Origin of the sequence: Clostridium chromiireducens, from assembly GCF_003575225.1 — a bacterium.
GTDB classification, from domain to species: Bacteria; Bacillota; Clostridia; order Clostridiales; family Clostridiaceae; genus Clostridium; species Clostridium chromiireducens.
In genome coordinates this window covers 678,568-696,657 of record NZ_QXDJ01000001.1, presented here as the reverse complement: position 1 = coordinate 696,657, position 18,090 = coordinate 678,568, and the positions used below count along the sequence as shown (strand labels likewise).

Below are 18,090 nucleotides of genomic sequence, written 5' to 3'. Positions count from 1 at the left end.
GTTGAGAAAGATGAAAGAAGCTGAAACAAAGCATGAACTAATTGAAAATTATTATATCAGCCTGATAGAAGAAAACAAGGTTTCAGCAGGAGACCAATTACCTTCTGAAAATGAAATAGCCAACTTATTCAATGTAAGTAGGCATACAGTAAGACAAGCTCTTACTTATTTGGTGCAAGAAGGCTGGATATATAAAGAAAGAGGAAAAGGAAGTTTTTACTCTAATAAAAAAGGTAATGAAATTAAAAAAAATGTTGCCGTTCTTACAACTTATATATCAGACTATATTTTTCCTAAAATTATATCAGGTATAGAGGAAGAATTAAGACGCAAGGGATATAATTTATTATTATTTAATAGTAATAACGACATTCAAAACGAAAGAAAATGTTTTGAGGATATCATAAACCAAGATATAGCAGGATTAATAGTTGAACCTGCACAAAGTACAATAAATAATCTGCATCATGACAGCATTAAGAAACTAGAAAAGAACAATATAAAATATATTGCAATAAATGCCAACTGTGATGAAGAAAATTCTGCATATATTGTAGTTGATGATGAACAAGGCGGATATAAGTTGACAAATTACTTATTAGAACTTGGTCATAGGAATATAGCTGCATTATTTAAAGCAGATGATTTACAAGGGGAAAAAAGGAGAAGAGGCTATATAAAGGCTCTTAAAGAATATGATTTGAGTTTTAACAAAAGCATAGTAGGGGAATACATAACTGATAATCAAGAAATGTATATAGATCAGTTTACAAAGAAGATTTTAAATCTTGAAGAAAAACCAACTGCAATTGTTTGCTATAATGATAAAGTTGCCTTGAAGGTAATAGATAATTGCAGAAGAGAAAATATAAAAATACCAAAAGATTTATCAATAGTAAGTTTCGATGATTCTAGTTTAGCAGTTTCATCAGATATTAAACTTACAACAATAAAGCATCCAAAAGAAGACATGGGAATAAGAGCTGCTAAATGTATTATAGATATGATTGAGGGAAGAATAGATAAACCTCAATATACATACAATGCAGAACTTATAGTTAGGGATTCTTGCTATAGAGTTTAAATTTTATCTTTGCTTTAGTGACTTGATTTGAAGTAACTGAAGCAAAGATGAATTTTAATGATATATACAATAAAGTATTTTTTTTATGTGCGCTTGTACGTACATATATACAACAAGGAAGTAGGGGTGTTTAAATGTTAGAGAAATTAAAAGAAAAAGTTTATGAAGCTAATATGGAACTTCAAAGAAAAGGTCTTGTAATCTATACTTGGGGAAATGTTAGTGAGATCGATAGAGAAACTGGATTAGTAGTCATAAAACCAAGTGGTGTTGATTATGATACTATGAAACCAGAAGACATGGTAGTTGTAGACTTAGAAGGAAATGTTGTAGAAGGAAAGTATAAACCTTCAACAGATACTCCAACTCATTTAGTTATGTATAAAACCTACCCTAATGTTGGAGGCGTTGTTCATACTCATTCAGATTGGGCAACAACTTTTGCTCAAGCAGGAATGTCTGTACCAGCTTTTGGTACAACTCATGCAGATTATTTTTATGGGGATATTCCTTGTACTCGTGACTTAACAGATGAAGAAATTAGCGGAGAATATGAAAAAGAAACAGGAAATGTAATAGTTGAAACTATTGGAGAAAAAGATCCATTAGAAATTCCGGCTATTGTTGTTAAAAATCATGGTCCTTTCGCTTGGGGAAAAGATGCTAATTCAGCAGTTTACAACGCAGTAGTACTAGATAAAGTTGCTGAAATGGCATATAAGACAATAACTTTAAATAAAGATGTAAAGGGTGTCAAGCAGCATCTTTTAGATAAACACTATCTTAGAAAACATGGTGCGAATGCATATTATGGTCAATAAGATAGTATGGTATAAACCTATTATATTTTGGAGGAGAATTTCAAAATTATGATTGGAACTCCTATTTTGAAATTCTCTTAAGTGCAAGCAATAGTTTGTTATATAATGACAAACAAAATATATAAAGAGGAGATGTTAAGGAAATGAGATTTTTTTTAGACACAGCAAACGTAGAACACATTAAAGAAGCAAATGAAATGGGAGTTATCTGTGGTGTTACAACTAACCCATCACTAGTAGCAAAAGAAGGAAGAGACTTCAATGAAGTTATTAAAGAAATAACAGAAATAGTTGATGGACCAATAAGTGGAGAAGTTGTAAGTGAAGATGCTGAAGGAATGATTAAAGAAGGAAGAGAAATAGCAGCAATTCATAAAAACATGATAGTAAAAATCCCAATGACAGTTGAAGGCTTAAAAGCTACAAAAGTTTTAGCTAGTGAAGGAATCAAAACAAACGTGACTTTAATATTCTCAGCAACACAAGCATTACTTGCAGCAAATGCAGGAGCAACATATGTAAGCCCATTCCTTGGAAGAGTAGATGATATTTCAATGATAGGTATGGATTTAGTTAGAGATATAGCAGAAATATTTGAAATTCATGGATTAGAAACAGAAATAATAGCAGCAAGCGTAAGAAATCCAATCCATGTAATTGAAGCAGCAAAAGCAGGAGCTCACATATCAACAGTTCCTCATAGCTTAATATTACAAATGGTAAAACATCCATTAACAGATCAAGGACTTGAAAAATTCAAAGCTGACTGGGCAGCAGCATTTGGAAAGTAGAAATAAATATAAAACTATTTAGATATGAAACTAGATAAAAATAAATCCAGGAAACGAGGAAGAAAATGAGTAGAGAATTAGATAAATTATCTATTAATGCAATAAGAGTATTATCAGCAGATGCTATCCAAAAATCAAATTCAGGACATCCAGGGTTACCTCTTGGTTCAGCTACTATGGCATTTACATTATGGTCAAAAATGAATCATAATGGAAAAAATCCAGAGTGGGATAACAGAGATAGATTTGTATTATCAGCAGGACATGGTTCGATGCTTGAATATTCATTATTACACTTATTCGGTTATGGAGTTACTGTTGAAGATATTAAAAACTTCAGACAAATCGGAAGTTTAACACCAGGACATCCAGAGTATGGCCACACTAAAGGTGTTGAAATTACAACAGGACCACTTGGACAAGGTATCTGTAATGCAGTAGGTTTTGCTATGGCAGAAGCGCATCTTGCAGAAAAATTTAACAAGCCAGATTACAGCGTAGTTGACCACTATACATATGCTATAGTTGGAGATGGATGTCTTATGGAAGGTATTTCAGGAGAAGCATCATCCCTTGCTGGAACTTTAGGTCTTGGTAAGTTAGTTGTATTATACGATTCAAATAACATTTCAATTGAAGGGCATACAGATATAGCATTTAGAGAAGATGTAGGAAGAAGATACGAAGCTTATGGATGGCAAGTATTAAATATAGCAGATGGAAATGATATAGATGCAATAGAAGCTGCAATAGAAGCTGCTAAAGCAGAAACTACAAAACCATCTATCATAATAGTTAAAAATCAAATTGGTTTTGGATGTCCTGCAAAACAAGGAAAAGCTTCAGCTCATGGTGAGCCTCTAGGAGCTGAAAATGTACTTGCTATGAAAGAAAACTTAGGTTGGAAAACAGAACCAGCATTCTACGTACCAGACGAAGTGTACACAAATATGGATACACATATAGAAAGTGGTATGGGTAAAGAAGCAGCTTGGAATGAATTATTTAGTAGCTATGAAAAATCTTATCCAGAATTAGCATCAGAATATGCTAAATGGATGAGCGGTGAAATTGATAAAGAAGCATTATTAAATAATGAAGAACTTTGGAGCTTTGACAAAGAAATGGCTACAAGAGATTCTTCAGGAATGATGATAAACAGATTAGCTGCACTTATTCCAAACTTTATTGGAGGATCAGCTGACCTTGCTCCTTCAAATAAAACTTACATGGCTGGAAAAGGAGATTTCTCAGCAGAAGACAGAAGTGGACAAAACCTTCACTTTGGAGTTAGAGAACATGCTATGGCAGCTATAGCCAATGCAATGTATGCTCACGGTGGACTTAAAGTATTCTGTGCAACATTCTTTGTATTCAGCGATTACATGAAAGGTGCCATGAGATTATCAGCTCTTATGAATCTTCCAATAGCTTATGTATTAACACATGACAGTATTGGTGTAGGAGAAGACGGTCCAACTCACCAACCAATAGAACAATTAGCAGCACTTAGAAGTATGCCAAACATGACAGTATTTAGACCAGCAGATTCAAAAGAAACTGCAGCAGCTTGGTATTATGCTGTAACTAACGGAACTACTCCAACATCATTAGTATTAACAAGACAAAAGTTACCACTATATGACGGATGCGCTAAGAGAGCTTTAAAGGGTGGGTATATCCTTAAAGATTCTAAGAAAGAAACTCCAGATGTACTTTTAATGGCATCAGGTTCAGAAGTGGAATTAATCTACAAAGCAGCTGATGAACTAGCAGCTAAAGGAATAGATGCAAGAGTTATAAGTATGCCTGCATTCGAATTATTCGAAGCTCAAGACGAAGCTTACAAAGAATCAGTAATGCCAAAATCAGTTAGAGCTAGAGTTGCAGTTGAAGCATTAACAAGCTTTGGATGGCACAAATATGTAGGTCTTGATGGAGAAGTTATATCATTAGATACTTTTGGAGCATCAGGAAATGCAGAAACATTATTTAAACAATTTGGATTCACAGTAGAAAATGTGGTAGAAAAAGCAGTTAAAGTTGCAGGAAAGTAGTTTAAATAAAAAAAACTAATAAATATAGCGAAGCGGATAATAATAATATAAACTAAGAAAAAGTGTGTGTGTAATAAAGAGAAGATAATATAATTATGAGGGCAAGTTTTGCATTTATTTAAATCATTTGCATGACTTGCTCTCATTAAAAAGTAGATTAATTTATTATTTAGTAAGTAAACGATTTAAAAAGTAGATATATTAATGGAGGTTTTTTTATGAATATAGAAATAAATGATATAAAAGATGCTATCATCAATGGTAAAACAGTGCTTGGGATTGAACTAGGTTCAACTAGAATTAAAGCGGTTTTAATCGATGAGGATAATACACCAATCGCTTCAGGAAGCCATGATTGGGAGAATCAATATATTAATAATATTTGGACTTATAGTTTAGATGATGTCTGGACTGGTGTTCAAGATAGTTACAAGAAGATGGCTGAGGATGTTAAAGAAAAATATGGAGTTACTATTCAAGCAATAGGTGCGATTGGGTTCAGCGCTATGATGCACGGATATATGGCTTTTAATAAAGACGGAGAGCTTTTAGTACCATTCCGTACATGGCGTAACACTATTACTGAAAAAGCATCCGAAGAATTAACAAAATTGTTTAACTACCATATTCCGCAAAGATGGAGTATTGCGCACCTTTATCAAGCTATTTTAAATGGAGAAGAACATGTAACTGATATAGACTTTCAAACAACTTTGGAAGGATATATACATTGGAAATTAACAGGTGAAAAGGTTATAGGTGTTGGAGAAGCATCTGGAATGTTCCCTATTGATATAGATACAAAGAACTATAATGCACATATGATTGAGCAGTTTGATGAATTGGTCGCTTCTAAGAATTTTTCATGGAAACTTGGAGATATTTTACCAAAGGTATTGTTAGCGGGAGAAAATGCAGGAGTACTTACTGAAGAAGGTGCAAAACTTTTAGATGTTACAGGACAATTAAAACCAGGCATTCCATTCTGCCCACCAGAAGGTGATGCAGGAACAGGAATGGTTGCAACTAACAGTATTGCAAAGCGTACTGGTAATGTATCAGCAGGAACATCTGTATTTGCAATGATCGTACTTGAAAAAGACTTGTCAAAAGCGTATGAAGAAATAGATTTAGTTACAACTCCTACTGGTAATCTAGTAGCTATGGTTCACTGTAATAATTGTACTTCTGACCTTAATGCTTGGGTTGGTTTATTTAAAGAATTTGCAGAGTCATTTGGCGTAGAAGTTGATATGAATAAGTTATTTGCAACTTTATATAATAAGGCACTTGAAGGAGATTCAGATTGTGGCGGCTTATTAGCCTATAATTACTTCTCAGGTGAGCATATAACAGGTTTTGAGGAAGGACGTCCACTATTTGTACGTACACCAGAAAGTAAATTTAACTTAGCTAATTTCATGCGTGTGCATTTATTTACATCATTAGGCGCGCTAAAAACAGGTTTAGATCTTCTTCTTAAAGAGGAAGGCGTTAAGGTTGATGAAATGTTAGGTCATGGCGGTTTGTTTAAAACTAAGGGTGTAGGACAAAAGATTATGGCAGCAGCTATAGATGCGCCAGTTTCTGTTATGGAAACAGCAGGAGAAGGCGGAGCATGGGGGATTGCGGTACTTGCGTCTTATATGATAAACAAAGTTGAAAATGAAACATTAGATGATTATCTTACAAATAAAGTATTTGCAGGAAAGATGGGTACAAGAATAGATCCAGATACAAAGGATGTTGAAGGATTTAATGAATTTATCAAACGTTATACTAAGGGACTTGCAATTGAAAGAGCAGCGGTGGATAGCCTTAGATAGAAAGTGTACCCAGGAAGATTGAGTCCGATAAAAAGGACTCAACTTCATTATTTATTTTCCATGAAAAAGGATGTTATAATGATTTTGATTAATATAAATACAAATTGTTATTAGATGTATGCACAACCATGATGAGATGTAACGGTATTGTACATACTATATAATAATAATTGCACATGTAGTACAAAAAAAAACGAAAAACTATAGATATTTTCACAAAAACTATTGATATTTTAATGAAAACGATATATAATAAAAACATCAAGTACGTACAACAAATTAACAAGTGTTATCTAGTAAAGATATAATTCATTAAGAGTTTACAATGATGCTTATGAAATACAAATTAAAAAAACAAGTTATCGCTTAACTTGTACAAGCAGATTAGATATATAAAGAAGGAGCTGGGAGGTTTTCGTGAGGTAAGAAAGAAGAATATTGATGTACTTACAAGATATATATCATAGAGCATATATAGAGAAAATGTATTTTCTATGATATATATTCGGATAATGCGAATATATATCAATTCGATATGAAACAATAATATCTATTAGGATGGGGGGAAGGATTTAATGAATGAAAAGAACATTACTTTATGTAACAAATTATTATATTATCTTATAGCTCCTGGCTTATTATTATATTTTATTTCCATTGATTCTGGGATAATTACTTCATCTTTTGGTGTACTGGCTATATTTGGATTAGCAATTTTGCTAGGGTTTGGAATACCAGCGGTTTATAAGAAGAAAAATCCGGATTATAAGTTCAATATTAGTAGTAAATATGCTAATGCTATGGCTATACTAGTTATTCTTGAATTAACTTATAATATGTCAAAATAAATATGAATGTAACTGAATTTGATGAAAACGTATTAATGAAGTTGGATTCGCGGTGATAAATATATGAACAAAGCTATATTGTCTTCAGTAATTTAGAATATTAGCTTTTAATCGAATTTAATTTATCAGAAGTGATAATTATTTAGTAGGTTAAAAGAAAATATAAATTAATAAAATGGGAAGTTGAAGGGAGAAAATATTATGAAGAAAAAATTAATGGCAATGTTATTATCAATGGCATTAGTAGGTTCCATAGCTGGATGTGGTGTAACAACTACTGCTCCAGGTGGAGATTCAGATGCTTCTAAAACAGAGTCACAAGGCAAAACTGATGGGGGATCAGGAAGCGGAAAAACAATTGGTATTTTAATGCCAACTAAATCATCTGAACGTTGGATAAATGATGGAAATGACATGGTAAAGAGCTTAAAGGAACTTGGATATAATACAGATCTTCAATATGCAGAAGACGTTGTAGAAACTCAAGTATCACAAGCTGAAAACTTAATTACAAAAGGTGTTAGTGGTTTAGTAATTGCAAATATCGACGGTGAATCTTTAACTGATGTTTGTCAAAAAGCTAAAGATGCAGGAATTCCTGTTATAGCTTATGACCGTTTAATTAAAAATACTGCAAATGTAGACTACTATATTTCTTTCGATAATAAACTTGTAGGAAACCAAATGGGTCAATATATAGAAAAGAAATTAGATTTAAAAAATGCACAAAAATCATATAACGTAGAATTATTTGCTGGGTCTCCAGATGACAATAATGCGCATATGTTCTTTGAAGGTGCAATGGAAGTACTTCAACCATATATAGACTCTAAGAAATTAACTGTAGTTTCAGGTCAAACTAAATTTGATGAAATCTGTACATTAAGATGGGATGGTGCTTTAGCACAAGCAAGAATGGAAAATATATTAACTGCTAACTACTCAGGTGGTAAAAAAGTTGATGCTGTATTATCTCCATATGATGGTATAAGCCGTGGTATTGTAGAAGCATTAAGAAGTGTTGGATATGGTTCGGGAGATCTTCCATGGCCAGTAATTACAGGTCAAGATGCCGAAACAGCTTCTATTAAATCTATAATTGCAGGTGAGCAAACATCAACAATCTTTAAAGATACAAGAAAACTATCAGCTCAAGCTGTTAAAACAATTGATGCAGCAATTAAAGGTCAAAAAGCTGAAGTTAATGATGAGAAAACTTACAACAATGGAGTAAAAGTTGTACCATCTTACTTATGTCAACCAGTATCTGTAGATAAATCAAATTACAAAGAAGTCCTAATTGATTCAGGATATTTAAAAGAAGAAAATCTTTCTAAATAAGACTAGTTACAGTAATGATAGTGGGCATACTGTCCGCTATCATTCAAATAAGGAGGGGCGTGGCGTATGTTAAAAGATAATGATATTATCCTTGAAATGATAAATATAACAAAGACATTTCCAGGTGTAAAAGCACTAGATAATGTTAATTTAAGAGTGCAATCAGGAGAAATTCATTCTCTTTGTGGAGAAAACGGAGCAGGTAAATCAACTTTAATGAAAGTACTAAGTGGAATATATCCTCATGGATCATACGAAGGTGCAATTCTATATAATGGGAAGGCATGTAAATACAAAGGCATAAAAGACAGTGAAGCTGATGGAATAGTTATTATACATCAAGAATTGGCTTTAAGTCCATATCTTAGCATAGGAGAAAATATATTTATAGGAAATGAACTTGCAAGTCATGGAGTTATTGACTGGCAAGAAGTAAGAATTAGGACTAAAGAATTACTTAAAAAAGTTGGATTAGATGAAGATCCAGATACTATTGTTAACACACTAGGTGTTGGTAAACAGCAATTAATTGAAATCGCAAAGGCATTATCAAAAAACGTAAAATTATTAATTCTAGACGAACCGACTGCCTCATTAAATGAGGACGATAGTGAGAATTTATTGAAATTAATGTTGGAGTTAAAATCACAAGGAATTACATGTATTTTGATTTCACATAAATTAAATGAGGTTTCAAGAGTATGTGACTCTATAACAGTACTACGTGATGGAGCTACCATTGAAACATTAGATGCCTCTGGAGGGCAAATATCAGAGGATAGAATTGTTAAAGGGATGGTTGGTCGTGAACTTACAGACCGTTATCCAAAAAGAACTCCTAAAATCGGAGATGTGATGTTTGAAATAAAGGATTGGAATGTATATCATCCAGATTATCCAGATAGAAAAATGGTTGATAATGTAAATATAAAAGTTAGAAAAGGCGAAGTACTTGGAATTGCTGGACTTATGGGTGCAGGAAGAACTGAACTTGCAATGAGCATTTTCGGTAGAACATATGGACAAAAGATTTCTGGTAGCATTTTAAAAGAAGGTAAAGAAATTCATCTTAAAACAGTTAAAGATGCTATTAATGCAGGTATTGCTTACGTAACTGAAGATAGAAAAGAAGCAGGTTTAAACCTAATTGATGATATACGTCATAATATTTCGATAGCTTCATTAGGTAAAATATCTAATAATGGTGTTATTAATGAACAAGTTGAGATTTTGGCGGCAGAAGAATTCAGAAAATCAATGAAAATCAAAACTCCGAGTATATTACAGCTTACTGGAAACTTAAGTGGTGGTAATCAACAAAAAGTAGTACTTTCAAGATGGGTTTATGCTGAACCAGATTTATTAATTCTTGATGAACCTACTAGAGGAATTGACGTTGGAGCAAAATATGAAATATATACAATTATAAATGATTTGGTAGCTCAAGGAAAAGCTGTTATTGTAATTTCATCTGAATTACCAGAGGTTCTTGGACTAAGTGACAGAATTTATGTTATGAATGAAGGGAAAATAATTGGAGAACTAGATAAAGAAAATGCAACTCAAGAAGTTATCATGAGTAAAATTGTTGCATCAAAATAGGGGGTAGTAAAATGAGTGAAGCAAAAGTTGTAGCAAACAATAACAACCAAGAAAAGGCAAAAGGTGAAAAAAGTACATTTAACAAATTTATGAAGGACAATGGTATGCTTGTTGCATTATTGGTAGTAGTACTTATATTTTCAGTCTTAACTAAGGGAATTATGTTAAAACCACTTAATATTACAAACCTAATTCAGCAAAATGGTTATGTACTTATTCTTGCTGTAGGTATGCTTTTAGTAGTTATCGTAGGTACTGTTGATCTTGCAGTTGGTTCGGTCTGTGCCTTTGTTGGAGCAATAGCAGGAGTTCTTATGGTTAATAAGGGAATGAATCCTGTGGTATCTGTTGTTTTATCACTTTTAGTAGGTGTAGCTGTTGGTGCAGTACAAGGATATTGGATTTCATATAAAGCAATTCCGGGATTTGTTGTAACATTAGCGGGACAATTAATCTTTAGAGGATTTTCAATGATAATGCTAAATGGTAAGACAATTGCACCATTTCCAAATGAATTTGCAAATCTAGGATCTGGATTTATACCGCCACTATTCTACTTTAAAATGGGAGACGTTTATTTAGTAGGATCAGCAATAATCGTTGGTGTGATACTATCAGTTATAATGGTATTTAACAATATACAAGGAAGAAAGAAACTTCAAAAGTATAATTTTAGTGTTGATAATAACTCAATGTTTTATGCTAAAAATATAATATCAGTTATAGTAATCATGGGTGGAACTTTCGTGCTAGCATCGTATAAAGGTATACCAAATATATTAATAATAGCAGGAATATTAATAGCAATTTACTCATTCATCACTACTAAAACAGTATTTGGTAGACAAGTGTATGCAGTTGGTGGTAATAAAAAAGCAGCAGCTTTATCAGGTGTAAATGTTGATAAAATTACATTCTTAGTATTTGTAAATATGGGATTAATGGCAGCATTAGCTGGATTAGCTTATGCAGCTCGTGTTAACTCAGCACAACCTAAAGCGGGTGTTAACTTCGAATTAGATGCTTTAGCAGCTTGTTACATCGGTGGAGCATCTACAGCAGGTGGTACTGGAAGAATTTTAGGAGCTGTTGTTGGGGGACTTGTAATGGGAGTACTTAATAATGGTATGTCATTAATGGGAGTTGATAATAACTGGCAACAAGCTATTAAAGGATTTGTATTATTATTCGCTGTAGTATTTGACTTATATTCAAAGAAAAAGAAATAACTCATAGTTTAGCTATAACTGCTTACATGCAGCTATAGGATAAGGGTGAAATTAAAACACAATACTTTGAATAATGATGTAAATTAATTAAGACAAGTTCTGTGCTATATAATTTATATATAGCACAGAACTTGTCTTTTATTATATAATATTTCGATATTCTGAATTAGAGGAATAGTTAGGTGTAAATATTAAATAGTGCTATAGTAATTAATTCTAGATGTGCATAGATTAATAAAAAAGAACTATTAATAATAGTAAAATTAATATATAATTTAGTGGATAATTATAATTAACTTAAATAAGTATTGTTAATTGAATAAACTGATAGATAAAATATTAAAACTACAAATGAAATAATATGGGGGAATAAAATGAATACTAGAATAATAGTAGACAGCTGTGTTGATTTTAATACTGAAGTTTTTGGAAATGAAGAGTATATGGAGAGAATTCCTTTCAAAATTATAATTGATGATGAAGAAATCATAGACCGAGAATTAGAGAGAAGCATATTACTTCAGAAAATGAAAAATAGCAAAAATAAGATAAAAACAGCTTGCCCATCTCCATACGATTTTTTAGAAGCTTTAAAAAGGTGTGAAAATAATTTTATAGTTACTATTTCAGGGAAACTAAGTGGTTCTTACAATAGTGCTATGATTGCTAAGGAAATGTTAGAAGAAGAGTTTACAGGTAGATTTGTTCATGTGTTTGACTGTAAGACAGCAGTATCTGGAGCGGATTTAGTTGTTTTAAAAGTAAAACAACTAATTGAAGAAAAAGTGCATAATACTCAAATTGTAGAGCAAGTTACTCAATACATAGAGAATATGAAGACGTTATTTGTTTTAGAAAAGTTGGACAATCTGGTTAAGAACGGAAGGATAAGCAGTGCTAAAGCACTAATGGGATCACTTCTGCAAATTGTTCCAATTATGACTGCAAAGGATGGTGAAATTATTCTCAAGGAACAAGTAAGAGGAAAGAAAAAAGCATTCAATAGGTTGATAGAAATAATAGGTGAAGAAGGTACTGATTTCAAAAATAAAATTCTTGGGATAGGGCATGTAAATGCAAAAGAAAAAGCAGAAAAGCTCAAAGATGAAATAGGAAGTAAGTATAACTTTAAAGATATTATTATCTTTGAAGGGGGCGGACTTAGTACAGTATATGCTGATGATGGCGGGATTGTAGTCTGCTATTAATTTTAATGGTAAAATAGCTGAGTTTATATAAAATAAAATTAGCTATTTTTATTTTTAAAGTAAAAATGATGCCTCACTCTAGATCATCAATTTCGCATCATTTAAAGATGTTAAAACAAGTTGGGATAGTAATTCACATTGATAATTTAAAGTATCATGGTTGTAATAACTATGATACTTTAAATTTTATGACTATTCTAAATAATCTTATTTTTTTGTAGGACGTTGAGAAAGCTTTGCTAAAGCATACCTTTGTGTTAAAATAAAATTATAGTCTGACTTTGAGGAGAATTCCAAGGAGAAAGACTTCAAAGAAATAATCGTTCTGAAATACATGAGGGTTCGTCCCAAATGACAAGGCGGTATTATAAGATAGAGATACACTATCCCTGCGCCTTTTTGGATGCAGGTTTTTATTTTTTCTATAACAATTAGATAGCAATAATTGTTAATTAGTACGTCAAAAACTAGAGATATTTTGTTCTTGAAAGGAATAATTAGCATGGAGACAAGAATTGCATTGATAGGGATTATAGTAGAAGATATGAATTCAACAGATAAGATTAATAGTATTTTGCATGAATATTCACAGTATATGGTTGGAAGAATGGGAATCCCTTATCGAGAGAAGAATGTGGGAATAATAAGTGTCGTAATAGATGCTACAAATGATGTGATCAGTTCATTATCAGGTAAGTTAGGCATGATTCCAGGTATAAATGTGAAAACAATGTATTCAAAAACTGGAAAGTAAAGTTTAGTCCTTGTCTAAGGCATAATGAAAAAAATAACAAGTCAATATTCTAGTCTATTTTGGAGTTGTTATTTTCTTTCATATGCCTAAATTGGATAAATAATCAGAACGAATCAAAATCCAATTAAAGAAAGAAGAGTTGAAAATGTATAATGTTAAGTCAAAAGTAGCAACAGAGTTTATTGATGATGGAGAAATATTAGAAAGTCTTGAATATGCTAAACAAAATAAGAATAATAAGAAACTAATTAATGAAATTTTAGAGAAAGCTAAAGAGTTTAAAGGCCTTTCTCATAGAGAAGCAGCAGTTTTACTTGAATGTGAACTAGATGAGGAAAACGAAAAAATATATAAGCTCGCTAAAGAAATTAAGCAAAAGTTTTATGGAAATAGAATAGTAATGTTTGCTCCTTTATATCTTTCAAATTACTGTGTAAATGGATGTACTTACTGTCCATACCACCATAAGAATAAGCATATAACAAGAAAAAAACTTACTCAGGAAGAAATTGAAAGGGAAGTTATTGCCCTTCAAGATCTTGGTCACAAAAGACTTGCATTAGAAGCAGGAGAAGATCCAGTAAATAATCCACTTGAGTATGTATTAGAAAGTATAAAGACAATTTATAGCATAAAACATAAAAATGGTGCCATACGACGCGTTAATGTAAATATAGCAGCCACAACTGTTGAGAATTATAGAAAACTAAAGGAAGCAGAGATTGGAACATACATCTTATTCCAAGAAACTTATCACAAAAAGACATATGAAGAACTTCACCCAACAGGGCCAAAGCACGATTATGCTTACCATACAGAAGCTATGGATAGAGCTATGGAAGGCGGAATTGATGATGTTGGACTTGGCGTATTGTATGGATTAAATATGTACAGATATGATTTTGTTGGTCTTTTAATGCATGCAGAGCATTTAGAAGCGGCTATGGGGGTTGGACCACATACTATAAGTGTGCCAAGAATAAGGCCAGCTGATGATATAAATCCAGATGAATTTACTAATGCAATTTCAGATGAGATATTTGCTAAAATAGTTGCAGTACTTAGAATTACAGTTCCATATACGGGCCTTATTGTTTCAACAAGAGAATCTCAAAAAACAAGAGAAAAAGTACTTGAATTAGGAGTTTCTCAAATAAGTGGAGGATCATCTACAAGTGTTGGAGGATATGCGGAAAAAGAAAAGGAAGAAGAGAATTCAGCCCAATTTGATGTAAGTGATACTAGAACTTTAGATGAAATAGTAAATTGGCTGCTTGAAAAGGGACATATCCCAAGTTTCTGCACTGCTTGCTACAGAGAAGGAAGAACTGGTGATAGATTTATGCAGCTTGTAAAGTCAGGCCAAATAGCAAACTGTTGTCAGCCTAATGCACTTATGACTTTAAAAGAGTACTTAGAGGATTATGCTTCGGAAGATACAAAGAAAAAAGGCGAAGAAGTAATTAAAAATGAAATCCCTAATATTCCAAATGAAAAAGTTAAAAAGATTGTAATAGAAAATCTTGAAAATTTAAATGAAGGAAAACGTGATTTTAGATTCTAATTTAGAATTTCCTTATCTTAATAAAGACAAGATTATTATAATAATTAGCTAAGAGATTGATTCATTTTTACATAATCACAAGAGTTATGCAAAAATGAATACAATCTCTTTCTTTTTAATTTTATTCATATTCTTAATTTGTATAATACTATCAGGTATGCGAAATACAGTACAATTATATATTGACAAATATATAAACTAAACACCAAAATATTAAGTAGAGTATTATTAAGTTACAATTTATATATAATTTATTCAGGTATATTATGAATTGATTTACACGTATTAATATATATAATATAATGAAATTATATATATTATTCGATTTAATTTTAATAAATGAAAAGTGCTTTTGGAGAAAATAGGCTAAATAATATTTAGTTTATAAAGTTAAATTACTAGGGAGAAGGTTGACAGAAATGAGCTTAAGAAAAAGTGTAAAGCTAAAAATAATCTTATCATTTTTAACTGTCGCAGTAGTTATCTGGATAGTTGGAAGTGTTGGATGTTTATCATTAAAAAAGGTAAATATTAGTGCTGAGGGAATGTATAGTAATAATTTACAAAGTGTTAGACAAAACTTATCCATAAAAGCAAATATGTCTGAAATCAAAGCGCAGATTTTAACTATAATGTATGAAGATGATAAAGCAAAAGTAGAACAGGCGAAGAAAACTGTTAATATATTGGTAGAAGAAGATAATAAGTATATAGAAGAATATGGAAAATTGGCGTCGACACCTGAGGAAGAGAGTGCTCTTTCACAATTTAAAAGTAATGTGGCCAAATACAGAGCAGCTAGAGACGGGATAATAAGGGCTGTAGATATTGATGATTTTAAAGAAGCCCAAAATCAATTTGTTGCAATGCAGCCAATAGAAGATGAGATGATGAATAGCCTTGATAAAATTATAGGGATAAATTTGACGGCGGCAGATGTAGCTAATAATGATATTTATTTAATATATCAAAATTCTAATACAACTATGACAATATTAACAATAGCAGGATTTGCAATTGCAATAGTACTTGGAATGTTTATATCAAAGAATATAACTGTGCCCCTTAATAAAATGAAGGAATATGCAGATAGATTAGCTAAATATGATTTTTCAATGCCAATAATGATTGCTAGAAAAGACGAATTTGGACAAACCGGTATTTCTTTAAATAAAGCTCAAGAAAATGTAAATATATTAGTTAAGGAAATTATGGAAAATTCACAGGATATAAGTGCATCAAGTGAAGAACTTTCAGCTACGGCAGAAGAATTAGCTTCTAAAGCTGTAAGTATAGATGGAGCTATAAATAAAATTGCAGCAGGTATGCAGGAATCAAGTGCGGCATCAGAAGAAATGAGTGCATCAGTGGAAGAAATAAACGCAAGTATAGTTGAACTATCAGAAAGAGCAGTGGAAGGCAGTGGCAATGCCAATAAATCTAAGGAAAAAGCCACTGAGGTTCAGATAGAGAGTAATAAGGCTTTACAACAAACAAAAGAATTATATGCTGAAAAAGAAAATAAGATGTTGCAAGTTATTGAAAATGGAAAAGTAGTAGATAGCATTAAAATCATGGCTGATACTATAGGTGGGATAGCAGAGCAAACTAATTTATTGGCCTTAAACGCTGCTATCGAGGCGGCTAGGGCAGGAGAACAAGGTAAAGGGTTTGCCGTTGTTGCTGAAGAAGTAAGAAAACTGGCAGAACAATCATCGCAAGCAGTTACTGCTATTCAAGAAACAATTGCAAAAGTTCAGGATGCGTTTAATAATAGTATTGACACTGGAAATGATATATTAAGATTTATAAATAATGAAGTTAATGAGCAATTTAATGCTTATAAGGAAACCGGAAATCAATATTATAATGATTCTAGCTTTGTTAGCACAATGTCAGAAGAAATTGCATCTATGTCAGAAGAAATTACGGCAACCATAGGGCAAGTTAGTGAAGTTGTACAGGAAGTTGCTGTTACAGCGCAAAAATCTAATGAACAAGTAGATACTATAAAAGAAAGTATGGATGAGACGACTAAGGGAATAGAGCAAGTGGCAGAAACAGCACATGCTCAAGCGGAACTTGCGCAAAGGCTTAATGAAATGGTACAGAAGTTTAAAGTTTAATAATAAAGATAATTTGAAGTATGAAGTTATCTTTTAAAATAAATATATATAATTATTGAAGAAAATATTGTGCTTTTTTAATTAAGAAAAACGTGATTTTTAGATTTCATATTTTCATATGAACATAATTATAGTTAAATGAATTCGAGACATATTTAGTTCTAAATATGTCTCGAATTCATTTAACTGTATTTGTGAAATTATACCATTTCGCTTTTGCCCTCAAGTTTAGCATACATTCTGTCCTGCTGTTTTGTAGTGAATTGAAAGTATATTTCTGTATTAGATACGGATTTATGTCCAAGCCACCATTGCAGTTCTTTAATATCCATATCGCATTCTGCAAGATGTACGGCTGTAGTGTGTTTTATAGCATGAAAATGATGTTTTGACCTGTCTTCTATTTGAGCCAATGAACAGTATTTTTTAGTAAGATAATCTAGTGTTTGTCGTGAGATTGGATTATCTTTTTGACTTTTAAAAATAGTTTGTGATTCAGACTTAATATTGGATTCATCTATATATTTATCTAAGGCGTTTTTTGTTCTTTTATCAAGTCTTATAGTATTATTTTTACTACCTTTTAATCTTTGGCAGTATATTTCTCCTTTAGGAGTATTGTAATTTTCTAATTTTAATAATGAAATTTCGGAAGCTCTAAGGCCACATCTATAAGCTAATCTAAATATTGCTAAATCACGTGTTGAATGTAGACTACCAGAAGTTTCTATTGCATTAAATAATGATATTGCTTCCTTTTGTGTTAAATATTTTATTTTAGTTTCGTTAGATGATCTCATTTATATTCCCCTTTGAAAAACAATAATACATTATAAATA

The 18,090-nt window shown here is 31.8% G+C and carries 15 protein-coding genes; 14 read left to right on the top strand and 1 reads right to left on the bottom strand.

What is annotated here, in order from left to right; translation table 11 throughout:
* Nucleotides 1-10: 10 nt before the first annotated feature.
* From D2A34_RS02895 to D2A34_RS02830, 14 genes are all read left to right on the top strand, one after another.
* On the top strand, nt 11-1,084 hold the full coding sequence (locus tag D2A34_RS02895; protein WP_079441607.1) for a GntR family transcriptional regulator: 1,074 nt from the start codon (nt 11-13) through the stop codon (nt 1,082-1,084).
* Between the two features lie 134 nt (nt 1,085-1,218).
* On the top strand, nt 1,219-1,905 hold the full coding sequence (locus D2A34_RS02890) for an L-ribulose-5-phosphate 4-epimerase (RefSeq protein ID WP_079441608.1): 687 nt from the start codon (nt 1,219-1,221) through the stop codon (nt 1,903-1,905).
* A 143-nt stretch (nt 1,906-2,048) separates the two neighbouring features.
* A complete protein-coding gene (gene fsa, locus D2A34_RS02885; protein WP_079441609.1) occupies nt 2,049-2,696 on the top strand; it encodes a fructose-6-phosphate aldolase in 648 nt (215 codons plus the stop codon).
* Between the two features lie 65 nt (nt 2,697-2,761).
* On the top strand, nt 2,762-4,753 hold the full coding sequence (gene tkt, locus D2A34_RS02880) for a transketolase (RefSeq protein WP_119365658.1): 1,992 nt from the start codon (nt 2,762-2,764) through the stop codon (nt 4,751-4,753).
* A gap of 218 nt (nt 4,754-4,971) precedes the next feature.
* A complete protein-coding gene (locus D2A34_RS02875; RefSeq protein ID WP_119365657.1) occupies nt 4,972-6,579 on the top strand; it encodes a xylulokinase in 1,608 nt (535 codons plus the stop codon).
* 575 nt (nt 6,580-7,154) lie between these two features.
* Nucleotides 7,155-7,427 carry a hypothetical protein gene (locus tag D2A34_RS02870; protein WP_079441864.1) on the top strand — a complete coding sequence of 91 codons (273 nt, stop codon included), beginning with the start codon at nt 7,155-7,157 and terminating at the stop codon, nt 7,425-7,427.
* Between the two features lie 201 nt (nt 7,428-7,628).
* Nucleotides 7,629-8,768, top strand: coding sequence for a multiple monosaccharide ABC transporter substrate-binding protein (gene chvE / locus D2A34_RS02865; protein ID WP_079441863.1), 1,140 nt, complete (start codon nt 7,629-7,631; stop codon nt 8,766-8,768).
* A 66-nt stretch (nt 8,769-8,834) separates the two neighbouring features.
* Nucleotides 8,835-10,370, top strand: coding sequence for a multiple monosaccharide ABC transporter ATP-binding protein (gene mmsA, locus D2A34_RS02860; RefSeq protein WP_079441862.1), 1,536 nt, complete (start codon nt 8,835-8,837; stop codon nt 10,368-10,370).
* 11 nt (nt 10,371-10,381) lie between these two features.
* Entirely contained in the window at nt 10,382-11,599 is a 1,218-nt protein-coding gene (mmsB, locus tag D2A34_RS02855) for a multiple monosaccharide ABC transporter permease (RefSeq protein WP_079441861.1), read from the top strand.
* Between the two features lie 374 nt (nt 11,600-11,973).
* On the top strand, nt 11,974-12,807 hold the full coding sequence (locus D2A34_RS02850; RefSeq protein WP_119365656.1) for a DegV family protein: 834 nt from the start codon (nt 11,974-11,976) through the stop codon (nt 12,805-12,807).
* A gap of 65 nt (nt 12,808-12,872) precedes the next feature.
* Nucleotides 12,873-13,028, top strand: a complete 156-nt coding sequence (locus tag D2A34_RS27625; protein WP_119365655.1) for an ArsR family transcriptional regulator — start codon at nt 12,873-12,875, stop codon at nt 13,026-13,028.
* 281 nt (nt 13,029-13,309) lie between these two features.
* Nucleotides 13,310-13,561: a TM1266 family iron-only hydrogenase system putative regulator gene (locus D2A34_RS02840; RefSeq protein WP_079441867.1), complete on the top strand. Its 252-nt coding sequence runs from the start codon at nt 13,310-13,312 to the stop codon at nt 13,559-13,561.
* 145 nt (nt 13,562-13,706) lie between these two features.
* Nucleotides 13,707-15,125, top strand: a complete 1,419-nt coding sequence (gene hydG / locus D2A34_RS02835; RefSeq protein ID WP_079441855.1) for a [FeFe] hydrogenase H-cluster radical SAM maturase HydG — start codon at nt 13,707-13,709, stop codon at nt 15,123-15,125.
* 419 nt (nt 15,126-15,544) lie between these two features.
* Nucleotides 15,545-17,251, top strand: a complete 1,707-nt coding sequence (locus tag D2A34_RS02830; RefSeq protein WP_119365654.1) for a methyl-accepting chemotaxis protein — start codon at nt 15,545-15,547, stop codon at nt 17,249-17,251.
* 200 nt (nt 17,252-17,451) lie between these two features.
* Here the strand turns inward: D2A34_RS02830 and D2A34_RS02825 are convergent, their stop codons facing one another.
* Nucleotides 17,452-18,051: a tyrosine-type recombinase/integrase gene (locus D2A34_RS02825; RefSeq protein WP_079441852.1), complete on the bottom strand. Its 600-nt coding sequence runs from the start codon at nt 18,049-18,051 to the stop codon at nt 17,452-17,454.
* Nucleotides 18,052-18,090 lie beyond the last annotated feature (39 nt).